Below are 14407 nucleotides of genomic sequence, written 5' to 3' on the forward strand. Positions count from 1 at the left end.
ATTGCGAGTGCGATTGCGATTGCGATTGTGAGTGCGAGCGCGATTGCGAGTGCGGCTGCAAGCGCGGCTGCGGCTGCGGCTGCAGGTGGAGGAGCGGGTAGGGGTGCGCGTGCGCGCCTCCGCCGGGCACGACCGGATCGAAACGGAGCGGGTTGGGGACGGAGCCGGAGCGGTCCGAGACGCAGCACTGCGATTGATCGCGAGCGGCAGCGTGCGGCTCGCTCTCGCGTTCCCGAAACTCGAGCAGCGGCAGCGCGCTGTCAGAAGGCGGTGAGCGGTGCGCCTCGCGCTCGGGTACCCAACACGGGGACGAGAGCGAGGGTGTCGGGCTCCACGTTCGGGTGCTGTCAAGCGAGATCGTGCTCGCGCTTCCGTCACAGCGCCGCAGTTTGCGCGCCTCGCGCCCGAGCGCGCGAGGTAGTTCCATCTGAGTCCATGTGTGATGGAGTGGGGAATGGACATTCACCTGCACACGCGTGCGCGTTCACTCGTGCAGCACTCGGCGTGCTCGACCCGTTTAACGATGTAGTTCCATGTGCGCATGGACAGTGAATCAGCTCCATGGACAAGTCCTCTGCTGTGACAATAAATGTCTCATCTGTGCGCTGCTCCCGCGTCCATGGAGCGGCCCCGGTTCGACTGCAAAAAAAATGGGGGAAAGGGTTTTGGGTGATCCACTCAATAGAATATATTCGCTCGCGTCGGAGGGTGCCGCGCCGCGGCGTTCCGACGAGAGCGCCATGCCGGGATTCGACGACGCCACGTTGACCAAGATCGAGCGGGAGCACCCCACCGGTCTGACCTCGGCCGAGATCCTGGACCTCTTCGCGACCCATGGCGTGACCCTCTCGGAGGCCACCCTGCGTAAGTACGTGCAGCTCGGGCTTCTGCCCCGCAGCGTCCGGGTGGGCAAGAAGGGCAAGCACCAGGGCTCCCAGGGCATCTACCCGGTGGGCGTCGTGCGGCAGATCCTGCGCATCAAGCAGATGATGTCGGAGAGCTACACCATCGAACAGATCCAACGCGAGTTCCTGTTCATGCGCAGCGACCTGCAGGCGCTCGAGCAGACGTTGGACGGGCTGTTCGACAAGCTCGGGCGGATCGTCGGCGACAAGAAGCGCGGGGAGGCGACGGCGAAGGCCGTGGCCCGGGACGTGAGCGACGCGCGCACGCTCAGCAAAGACTTGCTGGCCCGGCTCGGGGCCATCGAATCGCGGCTCACGTCGCGGGCGAAGATCGAGAGGGCTGTGGCTTCATGATGGAACATTGCGGAAGGTACCCGGGGGAACAGCTGACTTAGCGCGGCGCCGAGCAGGGGAACCCAGCGTGGGACGGCAGGCTCGTCACACGAAGGGCACGGTGTCGCGGGTGTGTGAGGAAGAGTCGAGGCGAAAACCACGTGATCGGGACAGGCACCCGGCCGCGACGGGGATCGTGCGTGCACAAGAGCGGAAACGGGAAGTTCTGGAGGCAGGCCATGGATTCGAACAAGCAGGGCGGCACGCCCGATACGTCGATGAGCGAGACCCAAGTAGAGCCCGAGACGGAGGGCGCGACCGCCCTCGCTCTAGCGCCGGAGGGTGAGGCGATCACGCGGGAGCAACGCCGTTCGCGCCGCAAGCGTGACGTGCGCGCCCGCACCATCAGCGTCAAGCGCATGACCAAGCGCGAGCTGGAGATCGGCCGGCTGCTCTACCCGGAGACCGACTACGAGAAACCGCGCTCGCGCGCCGAGTGCGCCGAGGGTCCGCGGCCTTGCCCTTACGTTTCCTGCAAGCACCACCTCTACATCGACGTCTCCCCGCGCACCGGCGCCATCAAGCTCAACTTCCCCGACCTCGAGGTCTGGGAGCTCAACGAGTCTTGCGCGCTGGACGTGGCCGACCGTGGTGGAACGACGCTGGAGGACGTGGGAGCAATCATGAATCTGACGCGCGAGCGGATCCGTCAAGTCGAGGTGAAGGCACTGGCCAAGCTGGAGGCCCTGCGCGACATGATGGCGCTGCGCGACTACGTGGACGAGGGCCCGGTGGGCAAGCGTCGCCTGCCGCAGCTGACCAAGTCGGACCTGGCCCCCAAGCCGGAGCTCGACGACGACAGCGACGAGTTCGACGGCGACGACGCGGACTTCGACGCCCTGGACGCCTGACGCGCGAACGCGCCTGCGCCAGCTCCGGTCAGCCCCGTAGTGCCTGCACGGTGCGGAGGAAGCTCTTGCCGAGGATCTTCTGCACCGTGTCGGGATCCATGCCGGCGTCGAGCATGAGCTGAACCAGCCTCGGCAGCTCCAGGCACGTCGGCATGTCCCGAGGCGGCCAGATCGCGCCGTCCCAGTCGCTGCCGAGGGAGGCGTGGTCGGCGCCCACGGTGCTCACGATGTGCTGGAGGTGGCGCACGATGCTGGTCGCCTTGCCGCCGAGCAGCGGGTCGCCGAGGAAGCTCGACTGGTACATCACCCCGATGGTGCCGCCGGTGTCGGCCACGGCGCGGAGCTGATCGTCGTCCAGGTTGCGCCAGTGCTCGAACACGCCGGAGACGCCGGTGTGCGTGACCATGAGCGGCTGGGACTTGTCGTGGACCTCGACCGCGTCCCAGAAACCACGCTTGCTGATGTGGGCCAGGTCCACGAAGAGCTTCCGGGCGTTCAGCCCTCGCACGTACTCCCGCCCGCGGCCCGTGAGGCCCGTGTCGCGCCTCGAGGCGAGCGGCGAGCTGGTCACGCCCAGGCTGGACGACGACAGGTGCACCACCGTCACTCGCAGCACGAGGCCGGGCGGGATGCGGTCGAGGGCATCAGGCGCCACGTCGAGCGCGTTGCCGCCCTGGATGCCGATGAACGCGGCGTGCTGGCCGCGGGCGCGCGCGGCGCGATATTCCGCCACGTTCGTGACCACGGCGAACTGCTCCGGCACGCGCGCAAACTGGGCGCGGAGCTCGGCCAGGTTTCGGACGAAGGTGTCGGCCCGAGACTCGGCGCTCCGCGCGGGGTTGGTGGTGATGACCCAGGTGGCGCCGGAGAGCTGCGCCTCGAGCACGCGGGGAAAGTCCACCTGGCTGTAGAAGCGGGCGCCGAACAGGCCGTGACCGTGGCGTCGGGTCAGGTCGTAGCCGGCGACCCGGTGCCAGATGAACGAGTCGACGTGGAGGTCGATGACGTCACTCGAGAGGTAGAGCTCGACGGCCTCCCGGGAGATGCCCAAGCGTTTGGCCCAGCCGGCCGGGTCTTGCCGGTGGTCCTCGAAGACGAGCGCGCCCATGGGGCTCACCCCATAGCGCGCCCGCCGGAGCGAGGCTACAGCCCCTTGGGCACGTTCTCGAGGTCCACGCCGTTCAGCGCGAAACGGATCAACGCGCTGCGGTTCGCCTTGGTCAGCCCCTTGGCCTTCAGCGTGTCCACCATGTCGTCCAGACGCTTGAGGTCGTCGGTGTACATCGAGATGCAGATGACCTTGTAGTGGGTCGGCTTGTCGTCACGGGAGCGCTCGGCTCGCGCGCTCGTGATCGGCCGCGGGCTGGCGTAGAAGCTGGAAGAAAGCACGCCCTCGACCTCCTCGCGGTCGAGCACCCTGGCCGTCGCATCCCTGAAATCGTCTCGTTCGCTCACGCCACACCTCCCAAACTGGAAATCTCCGAAGTCGAATTTCCGAGCAGCTCGTCCACGACGTGGTCGTAGTCGCACGCGGCGCTCGATTCCGGTGCGTATTCGAACAGGGTCTTGCCCTCGGCCGGCGCCTCCTTGACCTTGATGGTCTGGCGCACCGGCGGCAGGCAGCGCTCGCCGAAGTGCTCGCGCAGGGTCGCCAGGGCTTCGTGGCAGATGCGCGCCCGCGCGTCGAACTGCGTCGGCAGGACGCCCCACAGCGCCACCTTGTGGCCGAGCAGCCGGTTGACCTGGCGGATGGTGCGCAGCACTTGGCGCACGCCGATCAGCGACAGGTAGTCGCAGGCGACCGGACACAGCACGGAGTCGGCGAAGACGAGCGCGTTCTGGTTCATCAGCGAGAGGCTCGGCGAGCAGTCCACGATCACGAAGTCGTATTGGTGGCGGGCGGGTGCCAGGCGCTCGGCCAGCACGCGATCGCGCTGGCGGCGACCTGCGAGGTAGAGCTCCGCGGCCGCCAGCGTCTCGTTGGCGGGGAGCACGTCGAGGCCCGGGCGCGCGCTCACCACCGCGTCCGCGACCGGCAGCCCCATCACCAGCACGTGGTAGAGCGAGCGCTCCGAGGAGAGCGCCAGCGAAGCCCCCACGTTGCCCTGGCCGTCGGTGTCCACCAGGAGCACCTTCGAGCCGCGGGCGGCGAGGCCCGCGGCCACGCTCACCGCGGTGGTGGTCTTGCCCGTGCCGCCCTTGTGGTTGAAGACCGCGAGCACGCGGGCAGAGCGCCCCTCTGCCGGAGGCGCTGCGACGGCGGGGCGTCGTGCCCCTTCGGCGACGCGCGCTCGGCACAGCTCGCTGCACGCGTAGCGCCGTTGCCCGCCGAGGTAGAACACCTGCGCGGCAAGCTCGACGGCGAACTCCGAGCCGCAGGCGTCGCAGAGGACCTTCCCGCTGGCGCTCCGCGACAAACAGGCCTGGGAGCAGAAGAACGCCAGCGCGTCGGCGCCGTCGCAGGTCCGCACTTCCATCTGGTAGCGGAACTGAACCTGAAACTCGGTCTGGCAGATGCTACAGCTTCGGCGCATGGGGCGAGGCGCTTCCGGTTATCGAAGCGTGCTCGACCGGATGTCATGGCCCCCCGATCAGGGCCAAGTTTCACGCGCGTTCCAGCACGAGATAGCGGAGCCCCGCCAGGCCGGCCCGCTCCTCGAGCAGACGGAAGCCGGCCAGATCCGGTTCGAAGCGCGTGTCGCCGGGCGGAGCGCCCGGGATCCGGGTCAGGTAGACGCGCCTCACCCGTGGCCAGGCCGCCGCGAAGAGCGCTGCTCCACCGATCACGAAGGGCTCCGGATCGAGAGCGAACGCGAGCTCGAGCGCCGCGTCGAGGGAAGTGGCCACGCGCGCGCCGGCCGGCGCGACGAGGCGCGAGCTCAGCACCACGTTCTCGCGACCGGGCAGCGCGCTTCCGACCTCCTCCCAGGTGCGGCGACCCATGAGCACGGCGTGGCCCCAGGTGGTGAGGCGGAAGTGCTCGCGGTCTTCGGGATGGTCCCAGGGCAGCCGCCCTGCGCTGCCGATCACGCCGTTGTCTGCGACGGCCAGGATGGCTTGCAGCAGGCTCAATGCCGGAAGTGCCTCACGTTCGTGAACACCATCGCGAGCCCCAGGCGGTTCGCGGCGGCGATCACGTCGGCGTCCTTCTTGCTGCCGCCGGGCTGCGCGACCGCGGTGATGCCGGCGGCGGCGGCGGTCTCGACGCCGTCGGGGAAGGGGAAAAAGGCGTCGGACGCGAGCACGCTGCCGTGAGCCCGCTCGCCGGCGGTCTTCACCGCGACCTCTACCGCGAGCACGCGCGCGGTCTGGCCGCCGCCGATGCCGGCGGTCACGAACGTGCCGGGCTTCTCGCTCGGGCGGGCGAGCACGATGGCGTTGCTCTTCACGTGCTTGACCACGCGCCAGGCGAACTCCAGGCTGGCGAGCTCCGCGTCGGTCGGAGCTCGCTCGGTGACGACCTTGCCCCTCTCGACCTCGCCAGCGCCGCTCGCGTCGCGGTCTTGAAGCACGTAGCCGCCGCCGATGCGCTTGGCCTGCCGCGCTCGGTGGTCCTTGCCGAGCCAGGGGCCGGTGGCCAGGAGGCGCAACGCGCTCTTGGCGCGCAGCCGCTCCAAGGCGGCGGGCGCGAACCCCGGAGCGATCACGCACTCCAGGAAGGTCTCGGCGAGCAAGGCCGCCGTGGCCTCGTCCACCTCGCGGTTCAGTGCCACGATGCCGCCGAACGCGCTCATGGCGTCGGCGTCCCGGGCCGCGCGGTAGGCGTCGGCCAGGCTCGGCGCGATCGCCACGCCGCAGGGGCTGGTGTGCTTGACGACCACGGCCCCGGGCGCGTCGAGCTCGCGCACCGCGTCGAGGGCCGCCTCGGCGTCCACCAGGTTGTTGAAGGAGAGCTCCTTGGCGCCGCTGCCCAGGCTCTGTGCGCGCGCGAGCGAGCCGTCGAGCGCGCTCCGGTCGCGGTAGAAGGCGGCGCCTTGGTGCGGGTTCTCGCCGTAGCGCAGGCCGTAGCCCTTCTCGAGGGGCCAGGTCAGGTAACGCGGCCAGCCGTCGGCCTCGCCCTGGGCGCTGAGCCAGCCGCTGATCGCGGCGTCATACGCGGCCGTGTGCGCGAAGACCTTGGCGGCGAGCCGCTGGCGCGTCTCGGGCGTGGTGCTGCCGTCGGCCTCGAGCTCGGCGAGCACGCCGGCGTAGTCGCTGGGATCGCACAGCACGGTGACCCGCGCGTGGTTCTTCGCCGCCGAGCGCAGCATGCTGGGTCCGCCGATGTCGATGTTCTCGATCAGCTCCTCGAACTTCGCGCCGGGCTTGGCGAGCGTCTGCTCGAACGGGTAGAGGTTCACGACCACGAGGTCGATGAAGCGCGCGCCGATGCGCTCCAGATCCGCTTCGTCCGTGCCTTCGCGCGCGAGCAGCGCGCCGTGCACGCGCGGGTGCAGGGTCTTGACGCGGCCGTCCATCACCTCCGGCGAGCCGGTGTAGCTCTCGACGCTCTCGACCGGGATGCCCGCGGCCTCGAGCGCCTTGAACGTCCCACCCGTGGAGAGCAGCGCGACGTCGCGTTTCACGAGCTCCCGAGCGAATTCCACTAGACCGGTCTTGTCTGACACCGAGAGCAAGGCGCGTCGAATCGGCATGGCGCGTCGCTATAGCGGAGGACGGTGCGGCGTCAATCATGTATGCTGCGCCGCCATGCGACGGACCTTCACTGGCTTTTTGGGCGCGTTTTCCCTGGCTGCCGCGCTCGTGGCGGCGGCTTGCTCGTCGGACGACTCGAGCGGCGGGGGCGGCGGCGACCCGATCTACGAGCCCGCCGGCAACGGCCTGCCGATGGGTGAGAGCGAGGCCTGCAAGGCCATCACCGACGCCGAGGACGCGAAGCGCGCCGCGCTCTCCTGCGGTCCGGTGACCCGGCCGCCCTGTCCGGGCTACCTCGCCAAGTCGAACCCAACCTGCTCCCAGTACGATCAGGGCACGGTGGAGGCGTGCGTCGCGTACATCGCCGGGCACGCGAGCTGCGACGCGCTCTCCAAGAAGAAGTGCGCGGTCAAGGTCCTCGCCGGCTCCGCCCCGAACGGCTGCCCGGTGTTCGACGCCGGGCCCGACGCGCCGGAGGACTCGGGGCAGGACGCGACGGAGGACGCCGAGGTCGACGCCGGCGCCGATGCAGGCGACGACGCACCCGCAGAAGCGGCCAGCGACGCGCTGGCGGATTAGCCCCGCGCCCGCCAGAACGCCGCGAGATCCGCCGGCAGCGGCGACTCGAGCAGCAACTCCTCGCCCGTGAGCGCGTGGGTCAGGCGGTAGCGGTGCGCGTGGAGGGCGTGACGCGGCAGCTCCAGCCGCGCCAGATCCGCCTCGCTGAGCTCGCCGTCCGCCGCCCGCGCGAGCATGCGCTCGTCGGGCCCGTACAGCTTGTCGCCGACGATGGGCGTGCCGGTGGCGCTGAGGTGCAACCGGATCTGGTGTTGCCGGCCGGTGTGCAACCGACAGCAAACCAAGCCGTAGCCGCCCCGGGCCTCGAGCAGCGTGACCTCGGTGCGGGCCTCCAGCCCGCCTCGACCCGCCACGCGCATCTTCACTCTGAGGGAGTTGTCCGGGTCGAGCTCGAGCGGCAGCTCGACCAAGCCGCTCTCCGGGACGCCCCAGGTGATGGCCAGGTAGTCCTTCACCATCTCCAGCGGGGCCTGCCCTTTGCCCGAAGCCGCGGTGCGGTCCTCGAGCTGCTTCTTGAAGGCGCGGTCCGCCTCCGGAGTCTTGGCCACGAGCAGTAGGCCGCTGGTCTCGCGATCGATGCGGTGGATGAGCGAGAAGAACTCCCCGGGTCGGGACTTCTGGAGCACCTTCACCACCGTCGAGTGGTGGTGGCGCGCCGTGGGGTGGACCGCCATCAGCGCCGGCTTGTCGATCACGAGCAGGTGGGCGTCCTCGTACACCACGCCGAGCTCCTGCGGAGCATCCTGCTCTTCGAAGGGCATCCGCCAGAGCACGATGCGGTCTTCGGCGCGGACGCGATCGTTGTGCCTGAGCTTCTTTCCGCTGGGCGAAAACGCAGTGTTCTCGATGATCGAGCGGGCGCGGGTGCGGCTGGTGTTGCGGAGCTGGGTCGCCAGGAACACGTCCAGCCGCATGCCCTCCGACTCCGGCGGCACGCGTACGACGCGCACGATGGCGTCCGGCGGGATGCCGGTCGGACGCACCAGCTCGGATTCGTCGTCTTCGCCGCTCATGACGATCGCGATCTGACGATGATGCGCCTAATCCCCGCGCCGGATCTCCGTGCCCACGCCGCGGTCAGTGAAGATCTCGAGCAGGAGCGCGTGGCTCCGGCGGCCGTCGATGATGTGCACCTTCTCGACCCCCTCGGCGACGGCGTCCAGGGCGCAGCGCACCTTCGGGATCATGCCGCCGCGGATCACGTCGCGGGCGATCAACGACTCCGCCTCACGAGCGCCCAGAGACGAGAGCAGCGTGCCGCCGGCGTCCTTCACGCCTTCCACGTCGGTCATCAGCACCAGCTTGGCGGCGCCCAGCGCCCCGGCGATGCGACCGGCGGCGGTGTCCGCGTTGACGTTGAGCGCGTGTCCTTCGGCGTCCACCGCCACCGGAGCGATGACCGGCAGGAAGCCGCTGTCGAGCAGCTTGTCCACGATACGGGGCTCCACGGTCTCGACGTCGCCGACGCGCCCCAAATCCACCAGCACGTCCGCTCCGCTCGGGTCCTTGGCCGGGACCTCCGACAGCCGCTCGCCTCGCATGAAGTGATCGTCCTTGCCGCTGAGCCCCACCGCGCGGCCACCGTGCTTGCAGATCAGGCCCACGATGTCCTGGTTCACGGCGCCGCCCAGCACCATCTCGACGACCTCCATGGTCGCGTCGTCGGTGACGCGCAGCCCGGCCTGGAAAGACGACGAGATCCCCATGCGCTCGAGCATCTGGTCGATCTGAGGCCCGCCGCCGTGGACGACGACGATCCGAATGCCGACGTAGCGGAGCAAGCACACGTCGCGCGCGAAGCTCTCCTTGAGCTCGGCGTCGACCATGGCGTGGCCGCCGTATTTGACCACGAAGGTCCGGCCCTGGAAGCGCCGGATGTAAGGCAGCGCTTCGTGGAGGATTTTGGCCTTCTCGACCAGCTCGTCCATGCGGCCGCGGAGCGTAGCCGACCCCCGGGTCGAGCGCCCGTCACAGTTTGCTCTCCCGCATTCCCGAGGCCGAGCGCCCGTGATACACCGCCGCCACGATGGAAATCCTGATGGTCGCGCTGGAGCTCAGCCCGTTCGTCCGCGAGACGGAGGCGGCGGACGCGGTTCAGTCCCTGGCCAAAGCCCTGCGACAGCTCGGACACAACGTGACCGTCGCGATCCCGCGTCAGCCCGGCTTCGAGGAGTCCGGGCTCCTGATGGCGCGGCGCCTCACGCCGCTGCCCCTGCCGGGAGGCGGCGAGGTTCCGGTGCTCGACGCCCAGCTGCCCTCGGGCGTGACGGTCACGCTGTTCGACGCCCCGGTGCTCTTCGACCGCCCGTCTCCCTACTCGGTGGCTGGCGTCGATCACCCCGACAATGCCAAGCGCTTCGCGCTCCTCGGGCAGGCCGCCGCGGCGTTGGTGCGGCAGCGCGCCCAGCAGGGGACGGCGTTCGACATCGTCCACCTGCACGACGCGGCCGCGGCGCTCGTCCCGGCGGCGCTCGCGCGCGTGCCGGGACCCAGCGTGCCGACGGTGCTCACCATCCACGACGCCACGCGCCAGGGAGCCTTCGACGCCGGCGACGCCGAGGGACTGCTCGAGGAGCTCAAGGCCGACCCGAACCTGCTCAGGGCCGGCGTCGCGCAGGCCGACGCCGTCACGACGGTCTCTCCGACCTACGCGGCCGAGCTCGGTGCGAGCTTCTCGGATCTCACTCAGGGCAAGCCGCTGACCGGCATCGTGAACGGCATCGACTACGCCGTCTACAACCCGGCCACGGACTCCGCGTTGCCCAGCCGCTACGACGCCGAGGACGCCTCCCACAAGGGGATCTGCAAGAGCGCCGTCTTGCGCGAGCTGGAGCTGCCCATCGAGCTCGACCGCCCGCTCTTGTTGATCGACGGGCCGCTCCTGCCCGAGGGGGGCTCCGAGCTGATCCTCGCGGCGCTGCCCTCGCTCTTGAAGACGGAGCTCGCGATCGTAGTGGCCTCGGAGCTCCCGGCCGCGGTCGCCAAGAAGTTGCGCCTCACGCAGTCGCGGCGCCGGGACGACTTCGCGCTGGTGGAGCGGCCGAACGCCGCGGCCCTCCGGCGCTTGTACGCGGCCGCGGACATGGCGCTGTTCTGCCCGCGCCACGCGCCCTGCGGGCAGGGCCAGCTGGTCGCGCAGCGCTACGGCACGCTGCCGATCGCTCGCGCCGTGGGAGGCCTGATCGACACCGTGGTCGACTGCGACGCGTCCCTCGACACCGGGACGGGCTTCCTGTTCGACGACGAGACGGAAGCGGCGCTGCTCGGGGCGGTCGGTCGCGCGCTAGCGGCCTACGCCTCGCCTTCACTGCCGCGGCTCAGGCGCCGGATCATGCGCCTGGACGTCGGCTGGGACCGACCCGCCCGCCGCTACTTGCAGGTCTACCGCCAGGCGCTCGGCGCGGGGCGCTGACTCGGCTGAGCGCTCTGCCAGGAGCAGCGCGAGCCAGAGCGCCCGGAGGCCCACGAGCGAGAAGACCACGGCCTGGTGCAGGAGCGTCACGGCGACGACGCGCCAGGCCTCGGGGCGGCTCACGTCCAGGCGACCGACCAGCGGTGCCGCCAAGATCGGCAGCGCGAGCGAGCACGCGCCGATCAGGAGCCAGCCGCCAGAGAGCGCCCACACTTGCCGAGCCAGGCGCGTCCAGGCGCGGCGGACCGCCTCGAAGAAGCGAACCCCGCGCACCAGCTCCACCCGCACCAGATCCTCGAAGACCCCGAACAGGATCAGGACCGCCAAGACCGGCAGCGCGAGCGACAGAAGCGTCAGGTCGGTCCGACGCTCGTCCCAGAGCGAGCTCAGCCGGCGATCGAGCGCCGAGAGCCCCACCGCGGCGAGCACCGCCACGACCCCTTGGCAGAAGAGCCGAGAGCCGAAGGTCAGCGTGAACCGCGGCAGGAGCTCGATGCCACGGCGGGTCCACTCGGCGGGGCCGCTCCGCTCGCGTTCGTCGAGGGCGACCAACAAGCCCGCAGCCGGGATCAGCGCCAGCCACCCGAGCACGCTGCCGACGAGCATCGCGCCCCGGGCCTCGGAGGCGAGCACGCCGAACGAGAGCCGCAGCGACTCCAAGAGCTCGAGCCCGCCCGGGTCGAAGAGGATGGCGTCGCCCCGCGGGTGGCGGCTGGCGACCGGGGCGGTCAACGCTCGGGCGATGGGGCTTGCCAGGATCCACGCGCACAGCAGCCGGAGCGCGTAGGCATAGACGACGGCACCCAGGCAGCGCCGCGTCGTCCCGAAGGCTCGCCCGAGCGCGCTCATGGACCGAATGCCCCGAGGCCCAGCTGGGCCGCGTAGGTGAGCCGCTCGAGCGTGCGATGGCCGAACTCGTGCCGCTTCCTGCGCGCATTGTTGGCGAACGTCTCGTCCAACAGGATCGCGCGCTCGGGATCGACGATGGCCGCCACGAGCTCCTCGTCCCCGCGGGTATCGAAGGTCGCCCACTCCTCGCGACCGTCCCAGCGGCGTCGCTCCCGCTTGCCGGTCTGGAAGATCAGCTCGACGGTGACAGGAAAGCGCAGCGTGCCCTTGCGGCGCACCAGCGCGCGGCACGACTTCTCGGGGCGCTCCTCCGCCTTCTCTCGCGGTGTGGTCTTGCGCGCGTCGTCGTCACCGAACACGCCGCTCGGCGCCGCGCTCTCGACGCAGGTGAGCTCGCCGAGCTCGTAGTCCACCCAGCCCTTCTCGAACAGCGCGGCGTGCAGGGCGTCGTGCGCGTCCGCGCCCACGTGCTCCCTCACGTCTCCCAGGAAGCTCTTCGGAGAAGGGTGGCGAAAGCGCTCGCGCCGCGTGTAGCTCTCGAATGCGCGCTCGAGGGCGGTGTGGCCCCAGGCGTTGCCGACGCTCTCGAGCGCGATGGACGTGCGGGCGTAGACCAGCGCGCCGACGCTGTTGAAGCCGGGAAAACGCGCGGCCGGCTGGGCGATGGCGGTGTCGTGTCCGCGCGGGATGGCCACGGCGCGCCGCGCCGCGCTGCCGGACACGCTGGCGCCGCCGAACGAGAACAACGACGGCGGGCCATGGCGCGCGTCGAGCGCGCGCACCTCCGCGAAGGTGGTGAGGCCTTCGTCCAGGAACGGCCAGTCGTATTCGTTCGTGGCCACGATGCCCTGGAACCACTGATGGCCGAGCTCGTGCACGGTGACCCCCTCGACGGCGCGCACCCCGGACCAGGCGGCCCACCAGGGCCCACCGGTCGTAATGAAGGTGGGGTACTCCATGCCACCGGCGTTCTTGGCGTGCTCCGGCGGGTGGACCACGGTGAGGGTGGGGTGAGGGTAGGCTCCGTAGAGCCGGTTGAAGTGCGGCAGCGCGAAGCGCACTGCAAGAGCGCTGTCCCGGGCGTTCGCGTCGTGGCCGGGCGGGTAGAGGAAGCGAACTTCGACCCCTTCGACGCGCTCCAGGCGCTCGCGAAAGTCCGGCCAGGCGGTCCAGGCGAAGTCGTGGACCGAGTCGGCCTCGAACGACACGCGCCGCCGCGGCCCCAGGCTCTCGCTGTTGGTCTGCTTGCCGGTGGCGCCGACCACCATCTCGGCCGGAACGTCCAGCGTGACGCGGTAGCTGCCGAAGTCGGCATAGAACTCCGCTTGGGGATGGAAGGCGAAGTGCGCCCAGCGCCCGTCGGGCTCCCGGCGCGCGAGCTTGGGGAACCAGTGGCCGACCAGGTGGAAGCTGCCCGAGTAGCCGGTGCGCTCGACGATGCTCGGCAACCGGCTGGTCCACTCGAAGTCGATGGTCAGGGTCGCCCCGGGGGCCACCTCGCTCGGCAGCGGCAGGCGGATGTCGGTCTGATCGTCGGGGTCGTCGGGGCTCGTGCGCGCCGCGTCCGGCCACAGATCCTTGCCGCCGAGCTCGCGGATCGACAGCCGCGACACGTCGATGTAGCCCCAGTCCGAGGCGTGCTCCCCGCTCCGCCCCGCTCCGAACGGTGAGCGCAAGAACACCGTCTTGTCGTTCTTGAAGGCGTTCAAGTACAGGTGAAACCACAGCTCGCGCGTCGGCGTGGACGCCGTGTTGACCCAGGTCAGCGTGCCCTTCCCGGTGATCAGGTGGCCTGCGCTGTCGAGGCGCGCGTCGAGGACGTACGACGCGACGGCGGCCGCACGGGTGGGTGCCTCTGGCGCGGGCGGCGGGGGAGACAGGGTCTCGGCAGCGGCGCTCGAGAGCAGGAGCCCGAGGGCCGCGAGCGCGGCACCGGACAGCGTTTCAGCGAGGCGAGACACCGGCGCCGAGCCGAATGATCTGCTGCTCGAACAGGGTGTACATGATGCGCAGGGCGTCGAGGCGCGGCATGCCGCTGATGTCGAGGATTTCGTCGATGGTCGAGCTGCCGTCCACGAGCGAGAGCAGGAAACCGGCGCGGTGGTCGAGGGAGAGCCAGCGCACCTGGTCCGGCGGAACCGCGACGTGTACCGGCTGGTCGAGGGCGCCGAGCCGGGACGCGTACATCTGGGTCAAGACGTCACGGCAGCTCTCCGCGAAGCGCAGCGCGTCCGGGTGGCTCGGATCGCTCTCCAGCAGGCTCTCGGCGAGCACGAGCGCGCCAGTGAAGTCACCCGCCGCGTAGCGGTCCCGCATCTGAGTCACGGCCGGCTCTTCGACGGGCGGTGCCGCGGGGGTCTCCAGCTCGAGCTCGAAGTCCCGAGCGCCGAAGCCGAGCTGCATCGGATCCGGCGCCTTGGGGGACTCGAGGTCGAGTCCCAGGTCGTCGTGCTCGTCGAGGTCCGGGATGTCGAGCTCGAGAGCAGCGGCCGGCGCCGGCGTGGGGCGCGCGCTGGGTCGCTCGCCCACCGGCTGCACGCCGGACTTCTCCTCGCGCTCCTCCGCCTGCGCCATGGCCTGGCGCACGTACTCGGAGGGCGGCTCCACAGGTATGGCCGTGACCCGGTCGCCTTCGCTCGCGTCCAGGTCCGGGACGGCGTGCAGCCCCACGACCGGGATCTCTCCGCTCGCGTCGTCGTCCCAGGCGAGATCGATCAGGTCGATCTCGGGACCCTTCTTGCTCGGTTTGCCGCTGTCCGTACCCATGAACCCGACCCGGCGTC

The 14407-nt window shown here is 70.2% G+C and carries 14 protein-coding genes; 4 read left to right on the top strand and 10 right to left on the bottom strand.

Annotated features, from left to right (window positions below):
- The first annotated feature begins 740 nt into the window (after window positions 1–740).
- Both HS104_08740 and HS104_08745 read left to right on the top strand, forming a co-directional pair.
- Window positions 741–1259 (top strand): hypothetical protein, encoded by a 519-nt coding sequence (locus HS104_08740; protein MBE7480056.1) that lies wholly within the window; start codon window positions 741–743, stop codon window positions 1257–1259.
- Between the two features lie 398 nt (window positions 1260–1657).
- The gene (locus HS104_08745) at window positions 1658–2149 is read left to right on the top strand and encodes a hypothetical protein (GenBank protein MBE7480057.1); all 492 of its coding nucleotides are present in this window, start codon (window positions 1658–1660) and stop codon (window positions 2147–2149) included.
- A 28-nt stretch (window positions 2150–2177) separates the two neighbouring features.
- Here HS104_08745 and HS104_08750 read toward each other — a convergent pair whose 3' ends face one another.
- From HS104_08750 to purH, 5 genes are all read right to left on the bottom strand, one after another.
- On the bottom strand, window positions 2178–3257 hold the full coding sequence (locus tag HS104_08750) for a membrane dipeptidase (GenBank protein ID MBE7480058.1): 1080 nt from the start codon (window positions 3255–3257) through the stop codon (window positions 2178–2180).
- A 35-nt stretch (window positions 3258–3292) separates the two neighbouring features.
- Complete coding sequence (locus HS104_08755) at window positions 3293–3604, bottom strand: hypothetical protein (GenBank protein ID MBE7480059.1); 312 nt, start codon at window positions 3602–3604, stop codon at window positions 3293–3295.
- On the bottom strand, window positions 3601–4626 hold the full coding sequence (locus HS104_08760) for a ParA family protein (GenBank protein ID MBE7480060.1): 1026 nt from the start codon (window positions 4624–4626) through the stop codon (window positions 3601–3603). The genes HS104_08755 and HS104_08760 overlap by 4 nt, the downstream gene beginning before the upstream one ends.
- 127 nt (window positions 4627–4753) lie before the next feature.
- Complete coding sequence (locus HS104_08765) at window positions 4754–5221, bottom strand: dihydrofolate reductase (GenBank protein MBE7480061.1); 468 nt, start codon at window positions 5219–5221, stop codon at window positions 4754–4756.
- Complete coding sequence (gene purH / locus HS104_08770) at window positions 5218–6783, bottom strand: bifunctional phosphoribosylaminoimidazolecarboxamide formyltransferase/IMP cyclohydrolase (protein ID MBE7480062.1); 1566 nt, start codon at window positions 6781–6783, stop codon at window positions 5218–5220. The genes HS104_08765 and purH overlap by 4 nt, the downstream gene beginning before the upstream one ends.
- Before the next feature lie 55 nt (window positions 6784–6838).
- On the opposite strand from purH, the gene HS104_08775 reads away from it, so the two are divergent.
- Window positions 6839–7363: a hypothetical protein gene (locus HS104_08775; GenBank protein MBE7480063.1), complete on the top strand. Its 525-nt coding sequence runs from the start codon at window positions 6839–6841 to the stop codon at window positions 7361–7363.
- Here HS104_08775 and HS104_08780 read toward each other — a convergent pair.
- Together HS104_08780 and argB are read right to left on the bottom strand one after the other, a co-directional pair.
- Window positions 7360–8376, bottom strand: coding sequence for an RluA family pseudouridine synthase (locus HS104_08780; protein MBE7480064.1), 1017 nt, complete (start codon window positions 8374–8376; stop codon window positions 7360–7362). The two genes, HS104_08775 and HS104_08780, sit on opposite strands and share 4 nt — an antisense overlap.
- 27 nt (window positions 8377–8403) lie before the next feature.
- A complete protein-coding gene (gene argB, locus HS104_08785) occupies window positions 8404–9291 on the bottom strand; it encodes an acetylglutamate kinase (GenBank protein MBE7480065.1) in 888 nt (295 codons plus the stop codon).
- A gap of 98 nt (window positions 9292–9389) precedes the next feature.
- On the opposite strand from argB, the gene HS104_08790 reads away from it, so the two are divergent.
- Window positions 9390–10775 (top strand): glycogen/starch synthase, encoded by a 1386-nt coding sequence (locus HS104_08790; protein MBE7480066.1) that lies wholly within the window; start codon window positions 9390–9392, stop codon window positions 10773–10775.
- On the opposite strand, the gene HS104_08795 is transcribed toward HS104_08790, so the two are convergent.
- The 3 genes from HS104_08795 to HS104_08805 are packed head-to-tail and all read right to left on the bottom strand — an operon-like array spanning window position 10668 to window position 14390.
- The gene (locus HS104_08795) at window positions 10668–11624 is read right to left on the bottom strand and encodes a hypothetical protein (protein ID MBE7480067.1); all 957 of its coding nucleotides are present in this window, start codon (window positions 11622–11624) and stop codon (window positions 10668–10670) included. The genes HS104_08790 and HS104_08795 overlap by 108 nt on opposite strands.
- Window positions 11621–13585, bottom strand: a complete 1965-nt coding sequence (locus HS104_08800; GenBank protein ID MBE7480068.1) for a M1 family metallopeptidase — start codon at window positions 13583–13585, stop codon at window positions 11621–11623. Before HS104_08800 ends, HS104_08795 begins: the two co-directional genes overlap by 4 nt.
- Entirely contained in the window at window positions 13569–14390 is an 822-nt protein-coding gene (locus HS104_08805; protein ID MBE7480069.1) for a hypothetical protein, read from the bottom strand. The genes HS104_08800 and HS104_08805 overlap by 17 nt, the downstream gene beginning before the upstream one ends.
- Window positions 14391–14407 lie beyond the last annotated feature (17 nt).

The sequence above is a fragment of the Polyangiaceae bacterium genome, from assembly GCA_015075635.1.
Taxonomy (GTDB): Bacteria; Myxococcota_A; Polyangia; order Polyangiales; family Polyangiaceae; genus JADJKB01.